We start from the raw sequence: 24,068 nt of genomic DNA on the forward strand, positions 1-24,068 counted from the left end.
GCTTGCTCCTTGGAAATTCGGTGCCGCCATGATGCGGCGCAAAAGCTCTGGGCGCGAGTCGGACCAGGGCGCTCTTCGGTGTGCGATCAGGCCGCTGCCAGCGCCGCGTCCAGCAGCTCCACCCAGTGCCGCACGGGCGTCTTCTGGCTGCCGCTTTGCAGGTGCGTGATGCAGCCGATGTTGGCCGAGGCGATGACGCTCGGCTGCAGATGCTCCAGGTGCCCGAGCTTGCGGTCGCGCAGCGGATAGGCGAGCTCCGGCTGCAGCACCGAGTAGGTGCCGGCCGAGCCGCAGCACAGGTGCGATTCATTCAGCGCCACGCACACGTCGAAGCCGAGTGCGCGCAGATGCGTCTCGACGCCGCCGCGCAGCTTCTGGCCGTGCTGCAGCGTGCAGGGCGGGTGGTAGGCGACCACGCCCTGCGGCGCATGCACGCGGGCCTTCAGGGCCGGCACCAGGTCGGGCAGCAGCTCGCTCAAGTCGCGCGTCAACTCGCTGATGCGTGCGGCCTTAGCGGCATAGGCCGCGTCGTGCTGCAGGATGTGGCCGTATTCGCGCACCGTGACGCCGCAGCCCGAGGCGTTCATCACGATGGCTTCCACTTCGTTGCGTTCGACCATCGGCCACCAGGCATCGATGTTGGCGCGCATCTGCGCCTTGCCGCCTTCCTGGTCGTTGAGGTGGAACTTCACGGCGCCGCAGCAGCCGGCCTCGGGCGCGATCACGGCCTGGATGCCGGCCGCATCGAGCACGCGCGCGGTGGCGCTGTTGATGTTGGGCATCATCGCCGGCTGCACGCAGCCCGCGAGCATCAGCACCTTGCGCGCATGCGTGGCGGTGGGCCAGGCGCCGGCCTCCTGTTTGGCCGGCACCTTGGCCTTGAGCGCATCGGGCAGCAGGCCGCGCACCGACTGGCCGAGCTTCATCGCGGGGCCGAACAGCGGCGACGGCAGCCCTTCCTTCAGCAGCCAGCGCGTGGCCGACTCCATGGCGGGGCGCGGCACTTTCTCGTCGACGATCTTGCGGCCGATGTCGACCAGGTGGCCGTACTGCACGCCGCTCGGGCAGGTGCTCTCGCAGTTGCGGCAGGTCAGGCAGCGGTCCAGGTGCAGCTGCGTGCTGCGCGTGGGGGGCTTGCCTTCGAGCACCTGCTTGATCAGGTAGATGCGGCCGCGCGGACCGTCGAGCTCGTCGCCGAGCAGCTGGTAGGTGGGGCAGGTGGCGGTGCAGAAGCCGCAGTGCACGCATTTGCGCAGGATGGCTTCGGCCTCGCGGCCTTCGTTGGTGCCGCGGAATTCGGGGGCGAGTTCGGTTTGCATCGCGGGGGGTGTCTTGGTTTTTTTTAACTATGCATCGGCGAGCAGCCGTGCGCGATCGAAGATGCGGTGCGGATCGAACTCGTGCATCAGCGCCTGGTGGATGCGGGCCACGGGCGCGCTCAGCGCCTCGAAGCGCGGCACGCGGCTGTCCGCGGCGTGGCCCGCGGGCATGCGGAACAGCGTGGCGTGCCCGCCGGCCGCACGCGCGGCTTCGCGGATGCGCGCGGCCTGCGCGGGCGGTGCCTGGTACCAGCGCTGCCCGCCATGCCATTCGACCAGCGGCGCGGCGCCATTGCCATCGCCCCATGCAATCGCCGATGCGGTCTGCGGCACCGACAGGCGCCACAGCGCGTTCTCGGCCGTGTCGAACCACGGCAGCTGCTGGTCGCGCAGCGCCTGCCAGTGCGCCGCGGCCTGCGCGTTGTCCTTGCGCTCGCCGCCGAGATGCGCGCACGCGGCTTCCACCGCCGCGACCGCACCGCGCAGGCGCAGCTGCAGGATGCCGGCGCTCCCATGTTCGAACCAGCAGCTCGCATTGAGCGGCAGCGGCCGGCCGCCCCACTCGTTGAGCAGGCGCAGCGCATCCGCCTGGCTGCAGTCGAAGGCCAGCGTGGCCTCGGCGGGCGCAACGGGCAGCACCTTGAGGCTCACCTCGGCAATCACGCCCAGCGTGCCGAGCGATCCAGCGAGCACGCGCGACACGTCGTAGCCCGCCACGTTCTTCATGACTTGGCCGCCGAATGTGAGCACGTCGCCGCGGCCGTTGACAAGCGTGGCACCCAGCACGTAGTCGCGCACCGCGCCCACGCTGGCGCGCGCCGGGCCGCTGAGTCCGGCGGCCACCATGCCGCCCACGGTGCTGCCGGGGCCGAAATGCGGCGGCTCGAAGGGCAGGCACTGTCCTTTTTCGGCCAGCACGGCTTCGAGCTCGGCGAGCGGCGTGCCGCCGCGCACGGTGACCACCAGTTCGCTGGGTTCGTAGCTCGTGATGCCGGTGAGCGCCGTGGTGCCCAGGATGTCGCCGCGCGGCGGCTCGCCATGAAAGTCCTTGGTGCCGCCGCCGCGGATGCGAAGCGGCGTGGCGTCGGCGGCCGCGGCGCGGATGCGTTCGGCGATCTGGCTGAGGGCGGGCTCCATGGTCTGTGTTCTTGTTGTCATTCTCAGAAGCGCGGCAGGTCGGGATGCGGCAGTCGGCCGCCGCGCACCACCTGCTTGCCGTACTCGGCGCAGCGCTGCAGCGTGGGGATCACCTTGCCGGGGTTCAGCAGGCCGGCCGGATCGAAGGCGCGCTTGACGCCGAACATCTGCTCGTTCTCGGCCGCGGTGAACTGCACGCACATGCTGTTGAGCTTTTCCACGCCCACGCCATGCTCGCCCGACACGGTGCCGCCCATGGCCACGCTGGTCTCGAGGATGTCGGCACCGAAGAGCTCGCAGCGGTGCAGCTCGTCGGGGTCGTTGGCATCGAACAGCACCAGCGGATGCAGGTTGCCGTCGCCCGCGTGGAACACGTTGCAGCAGCGCAGGTTGTACTTCTTCTCCATCTGCTGGATGGCCAGCAGGATGTCGGCCAGGCGCTTGCGCGGAATGGTCGAATCGAGGCACATGTAGTCGGGGCTGATGCGACCCGATGCGGGGAAGGCGTTCTTGCGGCCGCTCCAGAACTTCATGCGTTCTTCCTCGCTGCTGCTCACCGCAATGGCGGTGGCGCCGCAGGAGCGCAGCACGGTCGTCATGCGGCCGATTTCTTCTTCCACCTCTTCGGCGGTGCCGTCGGATTCGCACAGCAGGATCGCGGCCGCGTCGAGGTCGTAGCCCGCGTGCACGAAGTCCTCGACGGCGGCGGTCATGGGCTTGTCCATCATCTCGAGCCCCGCGGGAATGATGCCGGCCGCAATCACCGCGGCCACCGCGTCGCCGGCCCTGCGCACGTCGTCGAAGCTGGCCATGATGCAGCGCGCGACCTGCGGCTTGGGCACCAGCTTGACGGTGACCTCGGTGGTCACGGCCAGCATGCCTTCGCTGCCGATGACCAGCGCGAGCAGGTCCAGGCCCGGCGCGTCGAGCGCCTCGCCGCCGAATTCGACGGGCTCGCCCTCCGCCGTGAAGCCGCGCACGCGCAGCACGTTGTGCAGCGTGAGACCGTACTTGAGGCAGTGCACGCCGCCCGAGTTCTCGGCCACGTTGCCGCCGATGGTGCAGGCGATCTGGCTCGACGGATCGGGCGCGTAGTAGAGGTTGAAGGGCGCGGCGGCCTCGCTGATGGCAAGGTTGCGCACGCCGCACTGCACCACGGCCGTTCGGCTCACCGGGTCGATCTTCAGGATGCGGTTGAACTTGGCGAGCGACAGCGTCACGCCCAGCGCATGCGGCATGGCGCCGCCCGAGAGCCCGGTGCCCGCACCGCGCGCCACCACGGGCACAGAAAGCTGATGGCAGGCCTTGAGCACCGCCGCCACCTGCGCCTCGGTCTCGGGCAGGGCCACCACCAGCGGCCGCTGCCGGTAGGCGGTGAGGCCGTCGCACTCGTAGGGCGTGGTGTCCTCGGTGTGCCAGATCAGCGCGTGCGCCGGCAGGTGGGCCTGCAGGGCGCGCACGATCTGCGACTGGCGCTCGGTTTTCTGCAGCGAATCGTTCTGGGCGGCGGTGAGCGGCGCGTTCATGGATGTCTCTCGTGGTGCCCTGCACTCTACGCAAAATGCGGCGCGGCCGGGTTGAAGCTTTTTTGCGCCGGGCTTGAGAGAACTTTGCCGCATGCGGCGGCCGGCCGCCGGCTCAGCGCAACGCCTGCGCCAGCCAGTCGGCAAAAGCCGCGCATTCCCAGCGATCGAGCGTGCCGGGCTGCCAGCAGATGGTGTGGCGGTGCGGCGAGGGCACGGGCCGGTCGGACAGCGGCACCAGCCGGCCCGATTCGAACCACGCGGCGCCCATCTTCTGGCGCACCAGCGCCACGCCGAAGCCGCTGGCCGCCGCGTCGTACACCAGGCCCAGGTCGTTGAACTGGGAGCCCACATGCGGCTCGGGATGGTCGAGGCCGCAGCTCGCGAACCAGGTGCCCCAGGGTTCGAGCGGGCTGCGGATCAGACGGGCGCTGGCCACCTCCGCCGCGGTGCGAAAGCCATCGAAGGGGCCGAACTCGTTGAGGTAGCTCGGGCTGCAGGCGGGCACCACTTCTTCTTCGAGCAGCAGCCGGTGTTCGCAGTCGGCATACGCGCCGCTGCCGTAGCGCACCTCGAGGTCGGCCTGCTCGGCCGTGACGTCGAGCAGCGGAATGGACACCTGCAGCACCAGCTCGATGTCGGGGTAGATGTTGCGGAACAGTTCGAGCCGCGGCATCAGGAACACGCGGCTGAAGGTGGGCGTGACGGCAATGCGCAGGCGCGTGGCGCGCTGGGCGGCCGCACTGAGCGGCGTGGCCTGCAGCGCCGCGAGGCCGGTGCGCACGTTGGCGAGGTAGGCCGCGCCGTCGGCCGTCAGGCTGAAGTCGCCGCGGCCGAAGAGCTTGAAGCCCACGTGCGCCTCGAGCTGGCGGATGCGGTGGCTCACGGCGCTGGCGGTCACGCACAGCTCGTCGGCCGCGCGGCCCGCATGCCGCAGCCGCGCCACGGCCTCGAAGGTCAGCAGGCACTGGATGGGCGGGATGTGCTGCAGGGCCATGCGGGGCCGCTCAATCTTCGAAGAAGGCAACCGGCAGGCCCGGGGTGTCGACGCGCATGGAGATCACCGTGCCCGAGGCCGGCAGCCGCTCGATCTCGGCGGCGGGCCGACCCTTGCGCCCGCTGGTGACGAAGAGCGTCTTCAGGTCGTCGCCGCCGAAGCAGGGCATGGTCGGGCACTGAACCGGAACGGGGACGGCAGCCACGGTCTCGCCCGAAGGCGCGAGGCGCAGCAGCTGGGCGCCTTCGAACATCGCCACCCAATAGTGGCCTTGCGCATCGACCGTGGCGCCATCGGGGCGGCCTGCGTAGCGCACCGGCGAGCCGGGGGTCCAGCCTTCGGGCTTGGCGTCGAACTGGCGGAACACGCGGGGCTGGGAGAGCGTGTTGGCTTCGGCGTCCCAGTCCCAGGCACGCACCTGGTGCGCGGGCGTATCGGCCCAGTACAGGGTGCGCGCATCGGGCGAGAACGCGAGCCCGTTGGCCGTCGTCACCTGGTTGGCCATCTGCGTGAGGGCCGGCGCCACGCCGGTGCCGGAGCGCGCATCGAGGCAGTAGAGCGCGGCGCTGGCGCGGTCTTTCGCCTCGTTGATCGAACCGCTCCAGAAGCGGCCGAGCGCATCGCACTTGCCGTCGTTGAAGCGCATGGTGCGCACGTCGTGCTCCACGCGCGCGATTGCGACGAGTTCACCGCCCCACTCGCGCGCCCGGTAGATGCCGTCGCGCAGCGCGATCACGAGGCCGCCGCTGCGCGCCGGCGCCATGCAGCCGGGCTCGGTGGACAAGGCCCAGCGCTCGACCGCGGCGGAAGGCGAGCCGATCTCGCCGCGCGTGCGCAGCACCGCGCGGCCCGGGATGTCGAGCCAGTACAGGGCGCGTTCCCGCGGATGCCAGAACGGCGATTCGCCGAGTTCGCAGAGGCTGTTGTCGATGGAGGTCCACATGCCCGGAATTGTGCATGCGCGGAGATCGCCGCTCCAGAGGAAAAACGCAGGCAAAAAAAAGCCCGCTGACGCCGAAGCGCTCGCGGGCTGAACATCCAAAGGAGACCTCGCTGAAAAAGAGTTCCTGGTTTTTTTATAACCAGCCTGCGCGCCATATGCCTTCTTCGTGGAACACCGCGGAACCGGCTTTGCCGGGCCGCTGGTGTTGCCCCCAGCAGGGGGGTTGGCGTAGCGACACGAAGTGCGCGAAGACTGGGGGGTTACCTGTTGTATGCGGTCTCGCCGTGCGAGGAGATGTCGAGGCCTTCGCGCTCTTCTTCTTCCGACACACGCAGACCGATGGTGAGATCGGCGATCTTGAAGGCAATGAACGCCACCACGCCCGACCACACGATGGTCAGCAGCACGCCCTTGAGCTGGATCCAGACCTGGGCGCCGATGCCGTTGGACACGATGCTGGCCGTGACCCAGTCGCCCACGAGGCCGGGGCCGCCGAGTGCCTGGGTGTTGAACACGCCGGTGAGCAGCGCGCCGACGATACCGCCGACACCATGCACGCCGAACACGTCGAGCGAGTCGTCCGCGCCGAGCAGCTTCTTGAGGCCGTTGACGCCCCAGAGGCAGGCGAAGCCGGCGATGAAGCCGATGATGATGGCGCCCATCAGGCCGACGTTGCCGGCGGCCGGGGTGATGGCCACGAGGCCTGCGACAGCGCCCGAAGCGGCGCCCAGCATCGAGGCCTTGCCGCGCATCAGCGCTTCACCGATGCACCATGCGAGCACGGCGGCGGCCGTGGCGGTGAAGGTGTTCATGAAGGCGAGCACCGCGCTGGTTCCGGCTTCGAGGGCCGAACCTGCGTTGAAGCCGAACCAGCCGACCCACAGCAGCGAAGCGCCGACCATGGTGAGCGTGAGCGAGTGCGGCGTGAAGGCTTCCTTGCCGTAGCCGACGCGCTTGCCGATCACGTAGGCACCGACCAGGCCTGCGACGGCGGCGTTGATGTGCACCACGGTGCCGCCCGCGAAGTCGAGGGCGCCCCACTGCCAGATCAGGCCGGCCTTGGCGTTGTTGGCATCCACCACGTTGGCAGCGGTGTAGGCATCGGGGCCGAGCCAGAACCAGACCATGTGCGCGAGCGGCGCATAGCTGAAGGTGAACCAGATCACCATGAACAGCAGCACGGCCGAGAACTTGGCGCGCTCCGCGAAGGCGCCCACGATCAGGCAGCAGGTGATGCCGGCGAAGGTCGCCTGGAAGGCGGCGAACAGCAGCTCGGGGATGTAGACGCCCTTGCTGAAGGTGGCGCCGGGCGCGAACACGCCGGTGGCCGGATCGAACACGCCCTTCATGAAGAGCCGGTCGAATCCGCCGAAGAAGGCGTTCCCCTCGGTGAACGCGATGCTGTAGCCATAGATGAGCCACAGCACCACGATCATCGAGAAGGTGACCATCACCTGCATCAGCACCGACAGCATGTTCTTGCTGCGCACCAGGCCGCCGTAGAACAGCGCCAGGCCGGGGATGGTCATCATGATGACGAGCAGCGTGGACAGCATCATCCAGCTGGTGTCACCCTTGTTGAAGGAAGGAGCGGCAGGAGCCGCGGCGGGCGCTGCTTCGGCAGCAGGAGCGGCGGCAGCCGGGGCGGCCGCGGGTGCCGGCGCGGCGGCTGCGGGCGCGGACGCCGCCGGCGCCTCGGCCGTGGCAGCAGGCGCCTGGGCGAAGCTCGCCGTGCCTGCAGCGAGCAGGCTCAGACCGAGCGCAAGAGAAACAAGCAGTTTTTTCATGGTTGTTTTTTTCCGGGCTGGATCAGAGGGCTTCGCGACCGGTTTCGCCGGTGCGGATGCGAACGACCTGCTCGAGGTTGTAGACAAAAATCTTTCCATCGCCGATCTTGCCGGTGCGCGCTGCGCCTTCGACGGCTTCGATCACGCGGTCGACGAGGTCGTCGGAAACCGCCGCTTCGATCTTGACCTTGGGCAGGAAGTCGACCACGTACTCCGCGCCGCGGTACAGCTCGGTGTGGCCCTTCTGGCGGCCGAAGCCCTTGACTTCCGTGACCGTGATGCCCTGCACGCCGATGGCCGAGAGGGCTTCGCGCACCTCATCGAGCTTGAACGGTTTGATGATGGCTGTGACCAGCTTCATGATGACTTTCTCCTTCTTGGATGGAATGAATGGTGCGGCAGCTTGGGCCGCACCTTGTTCTTGTGTCTGCTTACAGCGTCTTGCTGAGCGTAACGATGAAGCGCGCCTTGTTGGGCGAGTAGTACTGCTCGCCGATGGGGCCGAAGCCGAAGTCCACGCCCGGGTTGCTCAGCGCGAGGTAGGAGCTCTTCTTGTTGGCGCCCTGCACCGAGCCGGCCAGCGCCAGGCCGTTGCCGAAGTCGTACGACACGCCCACGTTGTAGTCCACGTAGCTCTTGTAGCCCAGGCTGCGGATGTCGCTGGACATGCGGGTGTAGCCCACGGCCGCCTTCAGCGTGAGCTTGGGCACGATTTCCTTGCTGTAGGCCAGGTTCAGGTAGCCGGTGTTGCGGCCCTTCAGGCCCGAGCCTGACTTGTAGCCGGCATAGCCGAAGTAGTCCTTGGAGACCGTGTGCGAGTACTTCAGCGTGAACGAGCCGATGGCTTCGTCGGCCCAGGTGCCGGCGCCGTACAGCTCGGTGGTGTTGCCGATGGAGTTGCCCGGGTAGATGTAGGTGAGTGCGCCCACGTCCAGGTCGAAGGGGCCGGCCTTGAACTTGTAGCCGCCGTACAGGTCGCTCTCGATGCTGTTGCCCTGCAGCCAGTTGACGCTGGAGTTCCAGTTGCCCACGTAGAAGCCGCTCTCGCCGAAGGCGTAGTCGAAGCCGCCCTGGATGGCGGGCTTGAAGCCCTTGGTCTTGGCGTAGTCGTTGTTCCCGATCATGTCCTGGTCCTGGCCGCGGAACTTGTAGTTGCTCGTCAGTGCCACATTCCCGGTGAGCTGTGCGCTCGCAAGCATCGGCAGGGCGGCAAGGGCAACCACGGCCATTGCCTGGGCGAATTTACGGTGCATCATCGGGACTCCTCGGAGTTGGTTGGATTGTTGGGGGACACCGTCTCATAGCAGGGAGCGTGCCAAAGTGCACGTTTTGCCCTGCGGCACGGCGGCCGCTCCCGCACCTGCAACCCAGGCGAAATAGTTACAAGCGTGTTCAGTTGCGGTACCCCATGGGGCACCGCGGTGCATGAGCCCGACCAAAAACGGGCGCACCACAATGGTGAGAGGGAGTGGAATGAGCCTGTCTTTGGTGCAAAGCCGTGCTTTGCTCGGGCTGGAAGCGGCCAGTGTCACGGTCGAGGTGCATCTGGCTAACGGCCTGCCGAGCTTTACGCTCGTCGGGCTGGCGGAAACGGAGGTCAAGGAGGCGCGCGAACGGGTGCGCTCGGCCATCCAGAACGCCGGCCTGGAGTTTCCGAACAACAAGAAGATCGTCGTCAACCTGGCGCCGGCCGACCTGCCCAAGGACTCCGGCCGCTTCGACCTGCCCATCGCGCTCGGCATCCTCGCGGCCAGCGGGCAGATACAGCCTGCGCTCCTTGCGGGGCATGAATTTGCCGGCGAGCTCTCTCTCTCAGGCGAGCTGCGGCCCGTGCGCGGCGCGCTGGCCATGGCGCTGGCCCTGCACACGCGCGGCATCGCGACACGCCTGGTGCTGCCTGCCGCAAGCGCCCAGGAAGCGGCGCTGGTGCCCGGCAGCGAGGTGTACGGCGCCAGGCACCTGCTGGACGTGGTGCAGCGCTTCATGCCCGAGGGCGCCGCGCTGCTGCAGACTGAAGAGGGGCAGCAGCCCGCCGCCGACGGCTGGGCCCGGGTGCATGCCGCGGCCGCGGCGCCGGCGCCGCTCTATGCCGACCTGGCCGACGTCAAGGGTCACGCGAGCGCCAAGCGCGCCCTCGAGATCGCCGCCGCGGGCGGGCACAGCCTGCTGATGGTCGGCGAGCCCGGCTCGGGCAAGTCCATGCTGGCGCAGCGCTTTGCCGGCCTGCTGCCGCCGATGAGTGTCGACGAGGCGCTGGAGAGCGCGGCCGTGGCCAGCCTGGCCGGCAGTTTCTCGGCCGCGCGCTGGATGAACCGGCCGACCTCGGCGCCCCACCACACGTCGAGCGCCGTGGCCCTGGTGGGCGGCGGCGGCTCGCCCCCGCGGCCGGGCGAAATCTCGCAGGCGCACCACGGCGTGCTGTTCCTGGACGAGTTTCCGGAGTTCGCGCGCTCCGCCCTCGAGGCGCTGCGCGAGCCGCTGGAGACGGGCACCATCACCATCGCGCGCGCCGCCCGTCGCGCCGAGTTTCCGGCGCGCTTCCAGCTGGTCGCGGCCATGAACCCCTGCCCTTGCGGCTACTTGGGCTCGACGCTGAAGGCCTGCCGCTGCACGCCGGACCAGATCTCGCGCTACCAGGGCAAGCTCAGCGGCCCGCTGCTCGACCGCATCGACCTGCACATCGAGGTGCCCGCGGTATCGGCGCAGCAGCTCATCGATGCGCCCGCCGGCGAGTCGACAGCCAGCATCTGCAGCCGCGTGGTGGCCGCGCGAGAGTTCGCCCTGCAGCGCCAGGGCAGCCCCAACCAGGCGCTGCAGGCCGGCGCCATCGACAGGCATGCCGCGCTCGACGATGCGGCCCGCAAGTTCGTCTACAACGCCGCCGCCAAGCTCGGCTGGTCGGCGCGCAGCACGCACCGCGCGCTCAAGGTAGCGCGCACCGTGGCCGACCTGGCGGGCGCCGAGTCGGTGGGGGTGGTGCATGTGGCGGAAGCGGTGCAGTACCGCAGGGCGCTGCGAAACTGACCGTCGCCGCCAGAGTCGGGAGGAGCGCCTACTTGAACTCGTGGCTCACCACAGGCGCCGACCTGCTGTCCTGCACCGTCACGCGCTGACGATAGACATCGAGGTCGCCATTGCGCACTTCGATGTTGTAGATGCCCGGGCGCAGCGACAGCGACTTGAGCGGCGGGCTCACGCCGCGCTCCGCGCCGTCGACGAAGACCTGTCCCCAGGGCCGGATGTTGAGCACCACGCGTCCCATGCCGGGCGCAGCGGCCGGCGGCGCGGTCGGCGGTGTCGGGCCGCCGGCAATCACGGTGGGTACGGAATTCGTTGGCGCCGTGCCGGGTGCCGCGGGCACCGTCTGCGCGAGCCGGTTCAGCTCGGCGATGGCGTTGCGGGCATCGCGCGCATGCGGGCCGCGCCGGTAGCGGCGCAGGTAGGCCTCGTAGCCTTCGCGCGTGTTCTCGGCCTGGGCCAGGTTCCAGTCCTCGGCTTCGGCGGTGGCCATGGCGGCCTCCGGCGGCAGGGGCGTGGGCGTCGCGCCCGGCGGCGTGGCGGCGGGGTCCGGTGTTGCCGGTGCAGCTGCTGGCGCCGCGCCGACCGGCACGCTGGTCAGCGGCGTCAACGGGCCGGCCGGCGCGCTGGCGGCCGCCGCGGGAGGCGGCGTGCCGGGCGCTGCCGCCACGTTCTCGCCCGCAGGCGTCGAAGATGATGAGCCGCCGGGGGCGCTTTCGCCCGGTGGCATGGCGGCGGGCGGCGGCGCGGTGGCGGACATCGGCCCTGAAGGCGGGGGCACCGGCACCATGGCAGTCGATGTCTCCTGCCGGCCCGAAGTCAGGTGAATGCCGATCCAGGTGCCCACGCCCACCAGCGCCACCAGCAGCACGCCGACCAGGCCCCAGCGCGGCATCGACGATTTCCTGGCGGCGGACGGCGACGGCTGCTTGCCGGCGGCCACCGATGGCGCGCGTGCCGGCGCTGCCGCCGCCTCGCGCGGCGCGGCGGGCCTGGGCGCGGCGGACTTGGGAGCGGGGGCTGGCTCGGGCTTGGACGCGGGTTGAGGCCTGGGCTTGGCGGGTTCGGGAGCGGCGGCTTCAGGCCGCGCAACACTTGCCGATGCAGCGGCTTGCGATGCTGCTGCTGCCGCCGCCGGCGCCGATGCCTGGGGCGCCGGAGCAGCCGGCGCTTGCTGCGGCACCGGCGCCACGACCGGCGCGGCCTTTGAAGCAGGCGGCGCAACGACGGCCGTGGGCGCCGCCAGCCCGCTCACGTAGGTGTCGCCGAGCTTGGCGAGCCCCAGTTCGGCCGCGAACGCGGCCACGGTCTGCGTGCGGTCCTTGCTGTGCACGGCCAGCGTGTGGTCGACAGCCGCGCAGAAGGCCGGGCTCAGGTCGCTGCGGCCCAGCGACGACAGCGGCACGTAGGCGTCCTGCACGCTGCGCACCACGGCCGATGGCGGCGGATGGCCGGTGACGGCGCGGTACAGCACGGCGCCCAGCGCGTAGAGGTCGGTCCATGCGCCCTGCAGCAGCGTGTTGTCGTCGGCGTACTGCTCGATCGGCGAGTAGCCGGACTTCACCATCACCGCCACTTCGTCGACCAGGTCGGCGATCGACTTGCGCGCCGCGCCGAAGTCGAGCAGCACCGGCAGGTCGTCCTGCTGGATGAAGATGTTGTCGGGCGCGATGTCGCGGTGGAAGCATTGGCTGCGGTGCAGCGTCTCGAGCGCGCCGAGCAGCGGGCCCAGCATGCTCAGCAGCCAGGCCTCGGAGATCTTCTTCGGCTCTTCCTCGGCCAGGCGGCGCAGCGTGCGGCCGCGGTAGAGCTGGATCGCCATGTAGGCGGTGGAATTGGCCTCCCAGAAGCGGTGCACCCGCACCAGTGCCGGGTGGCTGAACTGCGCGAGCGTGCGCGCCTCGTTGATGAAGCTGCGCAGGCCGGCCTGGAAGGTGGCCGTGAGACGGTCGGAACGCACGTGCACGCTGTCGTCGCCCACGCGGCGCGCGAGCATCGAGGGCATGTATTCCTTGATGGCCACCTCGCGCTGCAGCGAGTGGTCGTAGGCCCGGTAGACGATGCCGAAGCCGCCTTCGCCAATGACCTCGAGCAGCTCGAATTCGTCCAGCCGGTGGCCCGCGTCCAGCGGATGGGGGCGCTCCTGCGGATCGGCCTGCATGCTGGTGCTGCTGTTGTCGTTATTGCTGGCGTTCGTCGTCATGCATCTCCTCCCGCGGCGGGGGTCTGGTCGTTCATGCCCATGGCACATGCCCCTGTGAAAACAACTTCGAAAACAACGGCGTGTTGAGGCCACCGCCGTGGGCGGCGGTGCGCAGCGGCGAGCCGTCCGCCTGGTTGGTCCACCAGTAGCTGGTGCTTCCGAAGGCATCGAAGCACAGCGGCAGCTCGGGCCAGCCGAGGCGCTGCTGCGCGCCTGTGGCCCCAGCACCTCCGGCCGCGGGTCCGAGGATCGAAAGGATGTCGTCCGAGCCGCCGCTCGCGGTCTGGAAGCCGCCGTGGGCCGCGGCCAGCACCTGGCGGTCGAACTGGTCGGGCGCCACGCTGTGGCGGATCGCCTGCAGCAGCGCGGTGCCGCATTGCCAGTACCACGCGGCGGAGCCCTCGAGCATGGAGGGCCGGTAGCTCGATGCGGCCACCTGCAAGGTCACGCACACGGGGTAGTAGCGCCCCACGCGGTCGCAGCTGGGCGCCAGGCAGCCGAACTGCACCGCGTCCACGCCCTGCGTGGCCGGAATCGCAAAGTTCCAGACCGGCGCCACCACATAGTGCCGCGTCATGGCGTCGGGCCAGCGCTTGAAAGTGCCCAGGCCGTTCTGCATCCAGCGGTCCCACCAGGCCTGGAGCTCGCGCGGCACGCGGCGATAGAGAAAGTCGCCGGCCGCGGGCAGCTTGCCGTACCAGCCGATCTGCTGGTCGTCGGGCACCCACACCCGCGGCGAAGGAATGCCGCTGTTCATCTCAGGATTTCCCCGGGCATGAAAAGCCGTTCATCTGGTTCAGGCGCAGCGGGTTGTAGACGCTGTTCGCCGTCACCGCGAGCACCACCTTCCTGCCTTGCAGGTCGAAGGTCGCGTTGAACGATTCGGGCGCGCTGCCCGACGAGATCGAGGCCTTGTCGAAGAGCCGGTGCAGCGCCCACGGCCCCTCGGTGACGATGCCGCCGGCCGGCGTGCCGCTGGCGGTCGTCACCTGCAGCCGCACCTGGTTGCTGTTGCGCGGGCCGGGCCACTTGACGGTGCTGGGCGCCTGCGGCCCGTGCGCGTAGCGCACCGTCTGGCCGTCGATGTCGAGCGTGAACTGGCTGATGGCCGCGTCCATGTCCTCGGGCCGGATGTCGATGGTGAACGAGGGCGTGCGCCCGCCCGCCATGCCCGAGAAGAACACGTCGCGGATCGCCTGCGCCTTCTGGAACGAATCGAGGTAGGCCGAGCGCCCCGGCGAGCTGCCGTCGACGCCCTTCTTGAAGGACCACGGGTTGACGGAGGTGTCGACCTGCGAGGCGAGGTTCTTCTGGAAGAAGTCGTCCATCATGCCGCCCGGCGCGAACAGCTGCGCGAAGTCGCCGGCGGCCACGTCGCGGTTCGAGCCGCGCGAGAACGGATAGCGCCCCGCAATGGCCTGGCTGCAGAACTGGCCGATGGTGGCGGCTGCGTTCTGCCCGATGTTCTGCCGCGTCACCGCCGCCGCCTTGGACGACGCGGTGGCCGAGAGGTCGTTCAGCATGCCCTGGAACGGCACCGGCAGGCGGCCCGCCTCGGCCTGCACCTTGGTGACCGCGTCGCTCGATGGCGGGATGTTGCCGCTGCGCAATGCCGTGTCGGTGGCGGTGAGGAAGGTGTAGAGCTCGTTGATGAGCGCGGCGGTGGCGTCGATCGGCGCCTGGCCGCCGGCCTTGGGCGCGGTGACCATGCGGCGAAGCGGCGCGAAGTGGTTGTCCACCAGCGATTCGGGGCGGTCCGGCACGGTGTTGCGGCGCTGGCTGCCGTCGGGCTGCCCGATGAGCTGCTCGATGCGCTCGCGCGTGCTGGCCACGCGGTTCTGCGCCTGGTCGAGCAGGCTGCGCGTGGCCTCGTCGTGGTTGCGCAGCAGGTCGGTCTCGCGCGCCGCGCCGCGGATGAGGCGCGACATCGGCGACTCGCTGGTCGAGAGCACGCGCGTCATCTGGATGCTCTGCAGCAGCGAGCGGCTGTCGGCCAGCCGGACATCGGCCAGGTAGTCGTCCCAGACGCGGATGTAGTCGGTGAGATAGAGCCGGCGCACTTCGCGCAGCAGCAGCTCGCGCGAGGTGATGTCGGCCATGCCCGGCGCGCGGATCTGCAGCACCCAGCGGTCTTCCTGTTCGAGCGCGAGCGTGGTCTCGGCCATGCGCTTGTCGAAGATGTCCCAGTAGCCGCGGTAGGTGAACAGCGTCGGGATGCCGTCGGTGAGCGGCTTGCCGCTCGCGCGCTTGATCACCAGCGCCGACTCGGCCCCCGCCGCCTCCGCGATGCTGAAGGCGTTGGGCGGGCTGGTCTGCAGCAGGATGCGCCGCAGCCGCGCATAGGACCGCTGTGCCAGCGGGACGCCGGCCAGGCGGTTGCGCGTCTCGGTGACGAGCCGGTCGTCCTTGGCGAAGGGCGAGGTCACCACGCGTTCGGCGAACAGCGCCTGCAGGTGCGACTCGAGGTTGGTGCGCTGTTCGCGCGTGAGGCCGGCGCCGATCTTGCGGTCGACGTCGGTGAGCAGCCAGGCCTGGAGAAAGTCGGCGTCGTAGCGTTCGGCGTCGTACAGCATGAGGTAGGCCTTGAGCGCCTCGTAGCTGTATTCGGCATCGGTCTTGGAGGCCTCGCGCAGCGCCTGCTCCACGCGCTGCGCGGCCTGCGGCAGCAGCACGCTTTCGAGCGCCCGCTGGTAGACGCCGTCGGTCGCGGCCTGCAGCTTCTCGCCCTGGTAGAGGCCGAAGCGGTAGCCCACGGGCGGATCGCCGATGTCGAACTGGCTCGACTTGGGCAGGTCGCGCAGGCGGTCGAGCACCGGCAGCGAGCTGGCGATGTCGCTGTTGGAATCGACCACCGTCGGTAGCTCGCCGCGCGCCGCGGCCTTGTTGAAGGCCTTGGCGTTGTTGTCGACCTCGGCCACGTAGTCGCGGTTGTTGCGCCAGCTGTTCACGCAGGCACCCAGCACCACCACCAGCAGCACGCCGATGAGGCCGTAGCCCGTCAGGTCGATGGCCCGCTTGCGCCGGTACCAGCGCAGGTTGGTGCCGGCCACGCCCGCGTCGCGGAAGATCACCTGCTGCAGCAGCTCCTTGAGGAAGTAGCTCTTGCCCGGGCCCGGCGGCGGCGCGGGCGGCGCGTTGACCTGCAGGTAGCGCTTGATCGCGCCCATCACGCGGTCGAAGGCCGTGCCTTCCTGCGTGCCGCTGGTGAAGTACACGCCGCGCAGCATCGGTGCCACTTCGAACTTCGAAGGGTTGAACACGTCGGCCAGGAAGGTGCCGAGGATGTCCTCGAAGCTCGCGAACTGCTGCGGCAGCAGGTAGGCCTGCGCGCGGCGCAGCTGGTCGGGCTCGGCCGCCAGCAGCTCCGGCAGGCGCTCGTCCAGGCGCTGGTGCAGCAGCTTGTATTCCTGGTGGAAGCGCTCGCGCAGGTCGGCCTTGGCCGGGTCCGCGGGGTTGGCGTCGATCGGGAAGGTGAAGCCCCACACCTGCGAGCGCTCGGCCCGGCCCAGCGAGCCGAAGTACTCGTTGAAGCCGGCCAGCAGGTCGGTCTTGGTGACCAGCACGTACACCGGAAAATTGATGCCCAGGCCGTTGCGCAGTTCGAGCAGTCGCTTGCGCAGCGCCATGGCGTGGCGCGCGCGCTGCGCATCGTCGGCCAGCGGCAGGTCGGCAATGCTGATGGTGAGGATGGCGCCGTTGATCGGCTGGCGCGGCCTGAACTTCTTGAGCAGGTCGAGGAAGCCCTTCCACTCGCCCTCGTCGGTTTCGCGGTTGCTCTCGTGCGTGGTGTAGCGCCCGGCGGTGTCGATGAGCACCGCCTCGTTGGTGAACCACCAGTCGCAGTTGCGCGTGCCGCCGATGCCGCGCACCGCGGCCTTGCCGAGTTGGTCGGCCAGCGGAAAGTCGAGGTCGGAGTTGACCAGCGCGGTGGTCTTGCCCGAGCCCGGCGCGCCGATGAAGATGTACCAGGGCAGCTGGTACAGGTACTGGCGGTCGAACACCGCGAAGCGCCCCGCGGGCTTGCCGTCGGCGCCCGCGCCGAAGCGCATGTTCTTCAGGATGGACGTCGCGTCGGTGAAGCCGCTTTGCAGCTCCTTGATCTCGGGCGCGTCCTCGGGCTTGGCGGCCTTCTCCTTGGGCGACGGGGTGCGCAGCTGGTTGAGCAGCTGCGCATTGAGGCGCCGCTCGCGCCACTTGCGGTAGAGCACGCGCGCGATCCAGATCGCGAACATCAGCGCGATCACCACGATGCGCACGAACTCGCTTTCGAACGGCCGGTAGCGGCCGACCGCGATGACGGGGCCGATGATCCAGATCAGGAACGCAACGGCCAGCAAGCCGAAAAAGACCCACAGGTCGCGGCTCACGAGAAAGCGGAAAATCGCACGCAGCATCAGCGGGTTCCTCCCTGCGGTGCAGGAGCGGCGCCTGCGGCCACGGGTGCCACCAGCAGCGTCACTTCGACCCGCCGGTTGCGCGCACGGTTGGCCGGCGAATCGTTGGGCACCAGCGGGTCGGCATCGCCGCGGCCTTCGGCGCGCAGGCGCTCGGGCCGCGTGACGCGCGTGGCGATCATCTTCTTGACCGCATCGGCACGCGCCTGCGAGAGCTGCCAGTTGGACGGAAAGCGCACGCTGCGAATCGGCTGGTCGTCGCTGAAGCCGCTGATGAGCACGTTGCCCTCCACCGAGTTGAGCGCATCGGCCACGCGCGCGAGCACGGGCGCATAGCGGTCGAGCACGCGGTCGGAGCCCGACGCGAACAGGCCGTCGCCGCGCAGCACCACCACGCTGCGGTCGGCCTCGTCGCGCACGGTCAGCAGGCCATCGCGGATCTCGGGTTCGAGAAAGCGCTGCAGCCGCGGCTGCGGCGCCGGCGCAACGGCTACGGCACGCTGCGTCTGCGGCAGGCGCACCGCATTGACTGCGGCGAATGCGCCGTCGGAACGGCCGGCCAGGCTGAACGTGAGCACGCCGAACACCAGCACCAGCAGCACCGCCGCCACCGCGCCCACGGCCCACAGCGGCACCCAGTTGCGCGTGCGGCGCACCGGCGCGCTCGCATCCTGCCAGTGCGGCGAGAGCGGCACGGCAATCTCGCCGCGCGCCTGGCGGATGATCTGCAGCAGCCGCTGCTTGAGCGTTTCGAGCTGCGTGCGGCCGTTGTCGATGACGCGGAAGCGCCCCTCGAAGCCCATGGCCAGGCAGAAGTAGATGAGTTCGATCAGCTGCAGGTGCTGCTGCGGGTTCTGCACCAGCCGCGACAGCAGCTGGAAGAATTTCTCGCCGCCCCAGGTCTCGTTGTGGAACATCACGAGCAGGCTCTGCGACGACCAGATGCTGCCGCCCCACGGCGTGAGCGCGGCCGCTTCGTCGACCGCGGTGCACAGGCAGTAGCGCGCGCCGATGATCACTTCGGGCGCAATGCCGCTTTGCTGCGCGCGCGTCTCGAAGCGCCTGACCTCGTCGACCAGGTGCTCGCGCAATTGCGCGGGCGCATCGTGGTGGCCGGTGGCGCGGATCTGCGGGATCAGGTCGAGCAGCGGGTTGGCCGCCGCGACGAGCGGGTTGTTGCCGGCCAGTGCCGTGTCGCCCGCATGCGGACGGCGTGCGTCATGCCATGCGGTGAATGACTGGGGCTGCTGCTGCCCCGCGCCGCGCGATGCCTGTGGCATGCCTGCCGCATCGCCGTTGCCGCTGTTGTTGGCGCCGCCGCCCGGGTTGGGCGGCACGAAGCCTCCCGGACCGACCGCCATGTCGTTGACACCGTTCATAGGGTCCCTCACGGACGAATTGCCCAGAACTCCATGGCCAGCCCCGGGAAGTCGCCGGCCAGGTGCATTGCAACGCCCCCCGATTTTTCGAGCTGGCGCCACATGTCGCCACTCTTGTCGAGTTCGAAATAGTGGTAGCCCGCGTTGTATGGAATCTGGCGCGGCGCCACCGGCAGCGGCCGCACCGTGACGCCCGGCAGCTGCAGCTGCACGAGATCGCGGATGCGCTCCACCGAACCGATCTTGACCTGCGTCGGAAAGCGCTGCTGGATCGCATCGGCGGGCAGGTTGGCATGCACCGCGAGCACGAAGCCCGCGTTGCGCACCAGCACCGGGTCGGGCATGCGGCCCACGCGCACGCCGTGGCTGCGCTCCTCCAGTTCGATGGCGATGGCGCTCTGCTCGAGCACCGCCGAGAGCGAGCGCCGCAGCTCTTCCATCAGCGGCCGGATGGTCTCGTTGAGATTGTCGTGGTCGTACTTCGGCCACACCACGGGACGCCGCGTGGGCGAGGTGTGCGTGGCGAGATGGCAGGCCAGCTTGAACCAGTCGATGAACAGTTCCTCGGGGTGCACCTGCACCGCGTGCTGCGCATGCCAAGTCGTTGCGAGATAGCGGTTGACGAGCTCGAGCAGGAGAAAGTCGGAGACCTCGCTCACGCCGCCGCGGCCGGGCTGCGAGAGCCGCGAGGCCAGGGCCTCGGAACGCTGCGTGAGCAGGCCGTGCAGTTCGGCGACCATGCTGCGCAGCATGGGGTGCGCCGATGCATCGAGCACCGGTGGAATGTAGTTGGCGTCGATCACCAGCTTGTGGTCGGTGCGCCGTTCGATCACGCGCACCGCGCCGATGGCCTGCCACTCCGCCGTAAGCGACGATGCGCGCGCAAGGCGCAGGCGCGGCTTCGCAAGCTGCAGCACCGCCGGGCCGAGCGCCACCGAATTTCCATCGGCCACCTCGCGCTCGATCACGCCGAAGCGCGCGGCCGAGCCTTCGTCGTCGGCGAAGATGACCTCTTCGCTGCCGGTGCGGCGCAGCGGCAGCGCAAGCACGATGAGTTCATCGGTCAGGTCGCTCGGCACCTCGTAGGGCAGCGGTGCATCTTCGGCGCCGAACGAGAACGGCGTGCCATCGGGCAGCACGCCGGCGCCGCCGAGCAGCGACACGCGGCCGAGCGCGTGGGCATCGCGATCGATGTCCAGGCTGAGCCATCCCCAATAGGCACCTTGCAGGCCCGCGGTACGGCGCGTGACGTACTGCTCCACATAGCGCTCCAGTTGCTGGAAATGCTGCGGCCGCAGGTACATGCCTTCGGACCACACCACGCGATTCGCCAATGCCTGCGGAAGGGCGCCCTGTTTTCCTGCGCCCGGATTGCGAACTGTCACCAAAGAACCTCCTGGGGAGTGCCCACACTGAAGCGGGAGGTGCTTGTTAACGACCTCCCGATTGATTCGGTTTTTTTCTCTGATGCTACACGGCGCTTCTTACGTTTTGCACCGCATTTCGCGTGCGAATTCCTCGCACTTTTTAGCTACAAAGCTGCGAAATTAACGAGTTGGTAGTAACTCGATGCCGCTCTTGCGGATCACGATGCGCACAGCTTGCTCGCTCGGAGAAAACTGCCACACCTTGTACAGATTGGTTTGCTTCGGCTCCTTGAGCGGCAGCACGATGCGCCAGCGCGCGGCCTCGAGCTTGCGGTAGCCGGCGATGATGCCGATGGCGCGCGAGTCGAGTCCTGCCTCGCGCTTGAAGACACGCTCTTCGCCGCTGCGCATGATGGCCTGGTCGGCGTTCACGAGTTCCGCCCCAAGCGTTTCGCGGTCGCGGTCCTGTAGTGCAAAGTAGTCTGCCGTCTCGAAGTTACCGGAAGATTTCAGTTCGAAGACCTTGACGAGAATCGGCGCCGGCTGGCCGCGTCCGTCGGGGTTGACGCCGTCGTCGATCCTGATCGTCACGGCGTAGGGCGTGGGCAATGACTTCGCAGTCGATGCGCATCCACTGAGGCCACCAAGCAACGGTGCGGTTGCAAGTGCGCCTTGAAGCAGGGTTCGTCGATGCATTGAGATCTTCCCTAGTGGTTCGCGGCCTATATTATCGAAGTCGTGCGCACGAATCGCGTCGCATCGCGTGCCTGTCGCATGACAGCGGCACACTATCTCAAGCATTGCCTTTTGCAAGGTAGGAGAGAAGATTGAAGTCACGTCTGCCTGCTTTGGCGTTCACCTTGGTTCTGTTTGCTGGCTGCACGACCACACCCCCGCCCGAGCCGCCGCAACCCGAACGCCTGAGCCAGCAAGTCGCGCGCAGCACGCTCGAACGCGCGCAACAGGCCTATGACGAGGGCGACTACGCCAAGGCCATCACCACGCTCAAGAGCGGCGGCGTCTCGGTGTTCGAGGCCGCGGAGCCGGCCACGCGGCTCGACGCCATGAAGCTCGAGGCGTTCAGCTATTGCGTGGCCAACCAGGTGCCCGAATGCCGCGCGCAATTCCGCAAGCTCATCGATGCGTTCCCGAACTTCGACCTCACCGTTGCAGAGCGCAAGCACCCGGTGTGGGGCCCTGCCTTCGAGGCCGCCAAGCGAATGAAGCGTTGAACGCCGCAAGGGAGCCTCGGCTCGACATCAACACGGAGATGCCATGCGTTGGACGGTGATCGAACATGCCGGCAAGCCGGTGACCGCGGGCCCGTCGGCCTTGCTCGCGGCACCCGGAGGAACCATCGGGCGCAGCCCCGACAACCACCTGGTGCTGCCTGACGAGCAGCGCCAGATCTCGCGCCTGCAGGCCACGGTGCGCTTCGACGACAGTGGCGCGGCGGTGCTGCGCAACATGAGCGCGGTGCTGCCCATCGGCGTCAACGAGCGCACGCTGCAGCACGAGCAGGAAGCGCCGATCGCCGATGGCGACCGCGTGACCATCGGAAGCTATGTGCTGGTGGCCGGAAGCGGGCAGCGCGGCGCGACCGTCGAGCCCGCCGCGCCGCTGATGGCGGCGGCCCCCCCGCCGGCCGCACCTGTGCGCAGCGCACCGCCGGCCAGCACCATGGCGCCGGCGCCGATGGACTCGCTGCTGCCGACGGCACCCGTCTCCGATGTGTTCTCGGACCTCTTCGGCGCCGGCGCGCTGCCGATCGGCGATACGCAGCCCGTGACCGTGGCGATGCCGCCACCGCCGGCCGTGCCGGCACCACCGCCCGCACAGGTATTGGCGGCCGCGCCGGTGCCTGCGACGTCGCCATCGCCATCGCCATCACCGGCAATCACGCAGACGAGCGCCTCGCAGATTCCCTCCGCCGCCGATTGGGATGCCATCCTCGCGAACGCGCCGCGCCGCGAGGCGAGCGCCTCCGAGCCCATGCCCGACCCGATGGCGCACGAGCCCTTCGAGCTGCCCTCGCAGGCGCGCAGGAATCCGATCGATCCGCTGGCCGAGCTGAATCCGCGTGCGGAAGACGGCATGTCCGACGTGGCGCTCAAGCGCGGCATGGACCCGCTGTCCTTCTTTGCCGCCGACAACGACGCGCCCTCGCCGCTGTCCGATCCGCGCCCCACCGCGTTGACCCACGAAGATCCGCTCAGCGACGTGCACCCGGCAATCGATCTGCTGGCCAGGCCCGCGGCGGCCCCGCAGGGCTACAGCCATTCGAACCATGCGCGTGAATTGACGGCGCAGTTCAGGCCGCCGAACCCGGTTCCCTTTGATCCGCCGGCTGCGAAGCCGGCCGAACCGCAGGCATCCACGCAGGCCGAGCCACCACCACCGCCACCGCCAGCACCGCCACCGCCACCGCCAGCACCGGTGCCCGTCGCGGCCGCGCGCGTGGAGGATGTTGCGCTGCCCCCGAAGGCCGCGCTGCCGGAGCCGCCCGCAACGCAGCAGCCGAAGCCTGTTGCCGCACCTTCACCCGTGGCCGCGCCGCCAGCCCCTGTCGCAGCGCCGCCATCGGCACCGTCCTCTTCGGACGAACTCTTCAAGGCCTTCCTCGAAGGCGCCGGCGTGCCCGACGTGGCCGGCCAGCAGCCGCTGGACGCCGAAGCCATGCGGCGCCTCGGCCGGCTCATGCGCGCGTTCACCGACGGCACCATCGAACTGCTCTCGTCGCGCGCCATGCTCAAGCGCGAAGTGCGTGCCGAGATCACGATGATCGTCGACGAAGAGAACAACCCCTTCAAGATCCTTCCCAACGGCCGCGCCGTGCTGATGCAGATGTTCGGCGCGCGCATGCCCGGCTTCCTGTCGCCAGAGGCCGCCGTGCACGACGCGCTCGGCGACCTGCAGTCGCATCAGCTCGGCATGGTGGCCGGCATGCGCGCCGCGCTGCTCACGGTGCTCAAGCGCTTCGACCCCACGGCGCTGAACACCGCCACGCCGCACGACGGCGGGCTGGGCGAGAAGCTGCTGCCCGGCGGCCGCGAGGCGCGCCTGTGGCGCCAGCTGCAGAAACTGCATGCCGAAACCACCGCCGCCGTCGAGGACGATTTCCAGGCCGTCTTCGGCCGGGCCTTCCAGCAGGCCTACGACAAGGAGATGGAACGGCTGAAGGAGGCGCGCCGTGCTTGAGACCACCCCTCGCGCGTTCGCGGTGCCCATCTCGACCTCGCAGTTCTCCTGCGTGGGCGAGCGCAGCGGCAACCAGGACGCCATTGGCTATCACCTGGACGAATACAACGCCTGCTTCGTCGTGAGCGATGGCGTGGGCGGCAACGCGGGCGGCGAACTGGCCGCACGCATCGCGGTCGATACCGCGCTCAACACCTTCGTCGACAACCCCTCGGTGGCGCAGCACGACATCCTGCAGGCCGTAAAGGCCGCCAACGACGCCATCCTCGCCAAGCAGCGGGAGCTGGCCGATCAGAGCCGGATGAGCGCGACCATCGTCTCGCTGTTCGTGGACCGCACCAGCGGCCAGGCCTGCTGGGCCCATGTGGGCGACAGCCGCCTCTACTGGTTCCGCCGCGGCGCGCTGATGCAGCGCACCGAAGACCACAGCCTGTCGGAGCGCTCGGGCGAAGCGGCCCTCGGCAACGGTGCCAACGGCGGCGAGCGGCTGGTGAAGACCAACCTGCTGTATCGCGCGCTCGGCGCCCGGGCCACGGCGGAAACCACCGTGTCGACGCCGCAGCGGCTCGCCGACGGCGATGCGTTCCTGCTGTGCACCGACGGCCTCTGGCAGCTCATTTCGCAGCAGGTGATGGAACGCTCGCTGCAACTCGCCGACAGCGCCGAGGAATGGCTCGCCCTGCTGCGCCGCGCGGCCGAAGCCAAGGCCGACGAGTCGCGCGACAACTATTCGGCGCTGGCGGTGTGGGTGGGGTTTCCGCAGCAGGTGACGCTGGCGGGGACGGCGCGGCCGGCTTGAAGTT

At 69.1% G+C, this 24,068-nt stretch carries 18 protein-coding genes; 4 read left to right on the forward strand and 14 right to left on the reverse strand.

Annotated features, from left to right (window positions below; all coding sequences use genetic code 11):
• Positions 1-86 precede the first annotated feature (86 nt).
• From glcF to L1081_RS19010, 8 genes are all read right to left on the reverse strand, one after another.
• Entirely contained in the window at positions 87-1,319 is a 1,233-nt protein-coding gene (gene glcF, locus L1081_RS18975; RefSeq protein ID WP_489413559.1) for a glycolate oxidase subunit GlcF, read from the reverse strand.
• Positions 1,320-1,346: 27 nt separating this feature from the next.
• Entirely contained in the window at positions 1,347-2,456 is a 1,110-nt protein-coding gene (gene glcE / locus L1081_RS18980; protein WP_489413560.1) for a glycolate oxidase subunit GlcE, read from the reverse strand.
• A gap of 23 nt (positions 2,457-2,479) precedes the next feature.
• On the reverse strand, positions 2,480-3,982 hold the full coding sequence (locus L1081_RS18985) for an FAD-linked oxidase C-terminal domain-containing protein (protein ID WP_489413561.1): 1,503 nt from the start codon (positions 3,980-3,982) through the stop codon (positions 2,480-2,482).
• A gap of 112 nt (positions 3,983-4,094) precedes the next feature.
• Positions 4,095-4,976, reverse strand: coding sequence for a LysR substrate-binding domain-containing protein (locus L1081_RS18990; RefSeq protein WP_489413562.1), 882 nt, complete (start codon positions 4,974-4,976; stop codon positions 4,095-4,097).
• Positions 4,977-4,986: 10 nt separating this feature from the next.
• Positions 4,987-5,919: an SMP-30/gluconolactonase/LRE family protein gene (locus L1081_RS18995; RefSeq protein ID WP_489413563.1), complete on the reverse strand. Its 933-nt coding sequence runs from the start codon at positions 5,917-5,919 to the stop codon at positions 4,987-4,989.
• 260 nt (positions 5,920-6,179) lie between these two features.
• Complete coding sequence (locus tag L1081_RS19000) at positions 6,180-7,706, reverse strand: ammonium transporter (RefSeq protein WP_489413564.1); 1,527 nt, start codon at positions 7,704-7,706, stop codon at positions 6,180-6,182.
• Between the two features lie 22 nt (positions 7,707-7,728).
• Positions 7,729-8,067 carry a P-II family nitrogen regulator gene (gene glnK / locus L1081_RS19005; protein ID WP_007833403.1) on the reverse strand — a complete coding sequence of 113 codons (339 nt, stop codon included), beginning with the start codon at positions 8,065-8,067 and terminating at the stop codon, positions 7,729-7,731.
• A 70-nt stretch (positions 8,068-8,137) separates the two neighbouring features.
• On the reverse strand, positions 8,138-8,962 hold the full coding sequence (locus tag L1081_RS19010) for a TorF family putative porin (protein WP_489413565.1): 825 nt from the start codon (positions 8,960-8,962) through the stop codon (positions 8,138-8,140).
• Positions 8,963-9,179: 217 nt separating this feature from the next.
• On the opposite strand from L1081_RS19010, the gene L1081_RS19015 reads away from it, so the two are divergent.
• Complete coding sequence (locus L1081_RS19015; protein WP_489413566.1) at positions 9,180-10,730, forward strand: YifB family Mg chelatase-like AAA ATPase; 1,551 nt, start codon at positions 9,180-9,182, stop codon at positions 10,728-10,730.
• 28 nt (positions 10,731-10,758) lie between these two features.
• Here L1081_RS19015 and L1081_RS19020 read toward each other — a convergent pair whose 3' ends face one another.
• From L1081_RS19020 to tssJ, 6 genes are all read right to left on the reverse strand, one after another.
• Positions 10,759-12,927, reverse strand: coding sequence for a protein kinase domain-containing protein (locus L1081_RS19020; RefSeq protein ID WP_489413567.1), 2,169 nt, complete (start codon positions 12,925-12,927; stop codon positions 10,759-10,761).
• Positions 12,928-12,958: 31 nt separating this feature from the next.
• Positions 12,959-13,684 carry a type VI secretion system-associated protein TagF gene (tagF, locus tag L1081_RS19025; RefSeq protein WP_145738560.1) on the reverse strand — a complete coding sequence of 242 codons (726 nt, stop codon included), beginning with the start codon at positions 13,682-13,684 and terminating at the stop codon, positions 12,959-12,961.
• Position 13,685: 1 nt separating this feature from the next.
• Positions 13,686-17,321 carry a type VI secretion system membrane subunit TssM gene (gene tssM / locus L1081_RS19030; protein WP_489413568.1) on the reverse strand — a complete coding sequence of 1,212 codons (3,636 nt, stop codon included), beginning with the start codon at positions 17,319-17,321 and terminating at the stop codon, positions 13,686-13,688.
• Positions 17,321-18,700, reverse strand: a complete 1,380-nt coding sequence (locus L1081_RS19035; RefSeq protein ID WP_489413569.1) for a DotU family type VI secretion system protein — start codon at positions 18,698-18,700, stop codon at positions 17,321-17,323. Before L1081_RS19035 ends, tssM begins: the two co-directional genes overlap by 1 nt.
• Positions 18,701-18,708: 8 nt before the next feature.
• Positions 18,709-20,004, reverse strand: coding sequence for a type VI secretion system baseplate subunit TssK (tssK, locus tag L1081_RS19040; protein ID WP_230537948.1), 1,296 nt, complete (start codon positions 20,002-20,004; stop codon positions 18,709-18,711).
• Between the two features lie 243 nt (positions 20,005-20,247).
• Positions 20,248-20,763: a type VI secretion system lipoprotein TssJ gene (tssJ, locus tag L1081_RS19045; protein ID WP_489413570.1), complete on the reverse strand. Its 516-nt coding sequence runs from the start codon at positions 20,761-20,763 to the stop codon at positions 20,248-20,250.
• A 164-nt stretch (positions 20,764-20,927) separates the two neighbouring features.
• On the opposite strand from tssJ, the gene L1081_RS19050 reads away from it, so the two are divergent.
• Genes L1081_RS19050 through L1081_RS19060 form a run of 3 tightly spaced genes read left to right on the forward strand, consistent with a single transcriptional unit; the run spans position 20,928 to position 24,064 of the window.
• Positions 20,928-21,299, forward strand: a complete 372-nt coding sequence (locus L1081_RS19050; protein ID WP_489413571.1) for a TssQ family T6SS-associated lipoprotein — start codon at positions 20,928-20,930, stop codon at positions 21,297-21,299.
• Positions 21,300-21,342: 43 nt separating this feature from the next.
• A complete protein-coding gene (tagH, locus tag L1081_RS19055; RefSeq protein ID WP_489413572.1) occupies positions 21,343-23,265 on the forward strand; it encodes a type VI secretion system-associated FHA domain protein TagH in 1,923 nt (640 codons plus the stop codon).
• Positions 23,258-24,064, forward strand: coding sequence for a protein phosphatase 2C domain-containing protein (locus L1081_RS19060; protein ID WP_489413573.1), 807 nt, complete (start codon positions 23,258-23,260; stop codon positions 24,062-24,064). Before tagH ends, L1081_RS19060 begins: the two co-directional genes overlap by 8 nt.
• Positions 24,065-24,068 lie beyond the last annotated feature (4 nt).

Origin of the sequence: Variovorax sp. MSC1_012 (assembly GCF_023667525.1) — a bacterium.
In the GTDB taxonomy this organism is placed as follows: Bacteria; Pseudomonadota; Gammaproteobacteria; order Burkholderiales; family Burkholderiaceae_C; genus Variovorax; species Variovorax beijingensis_B.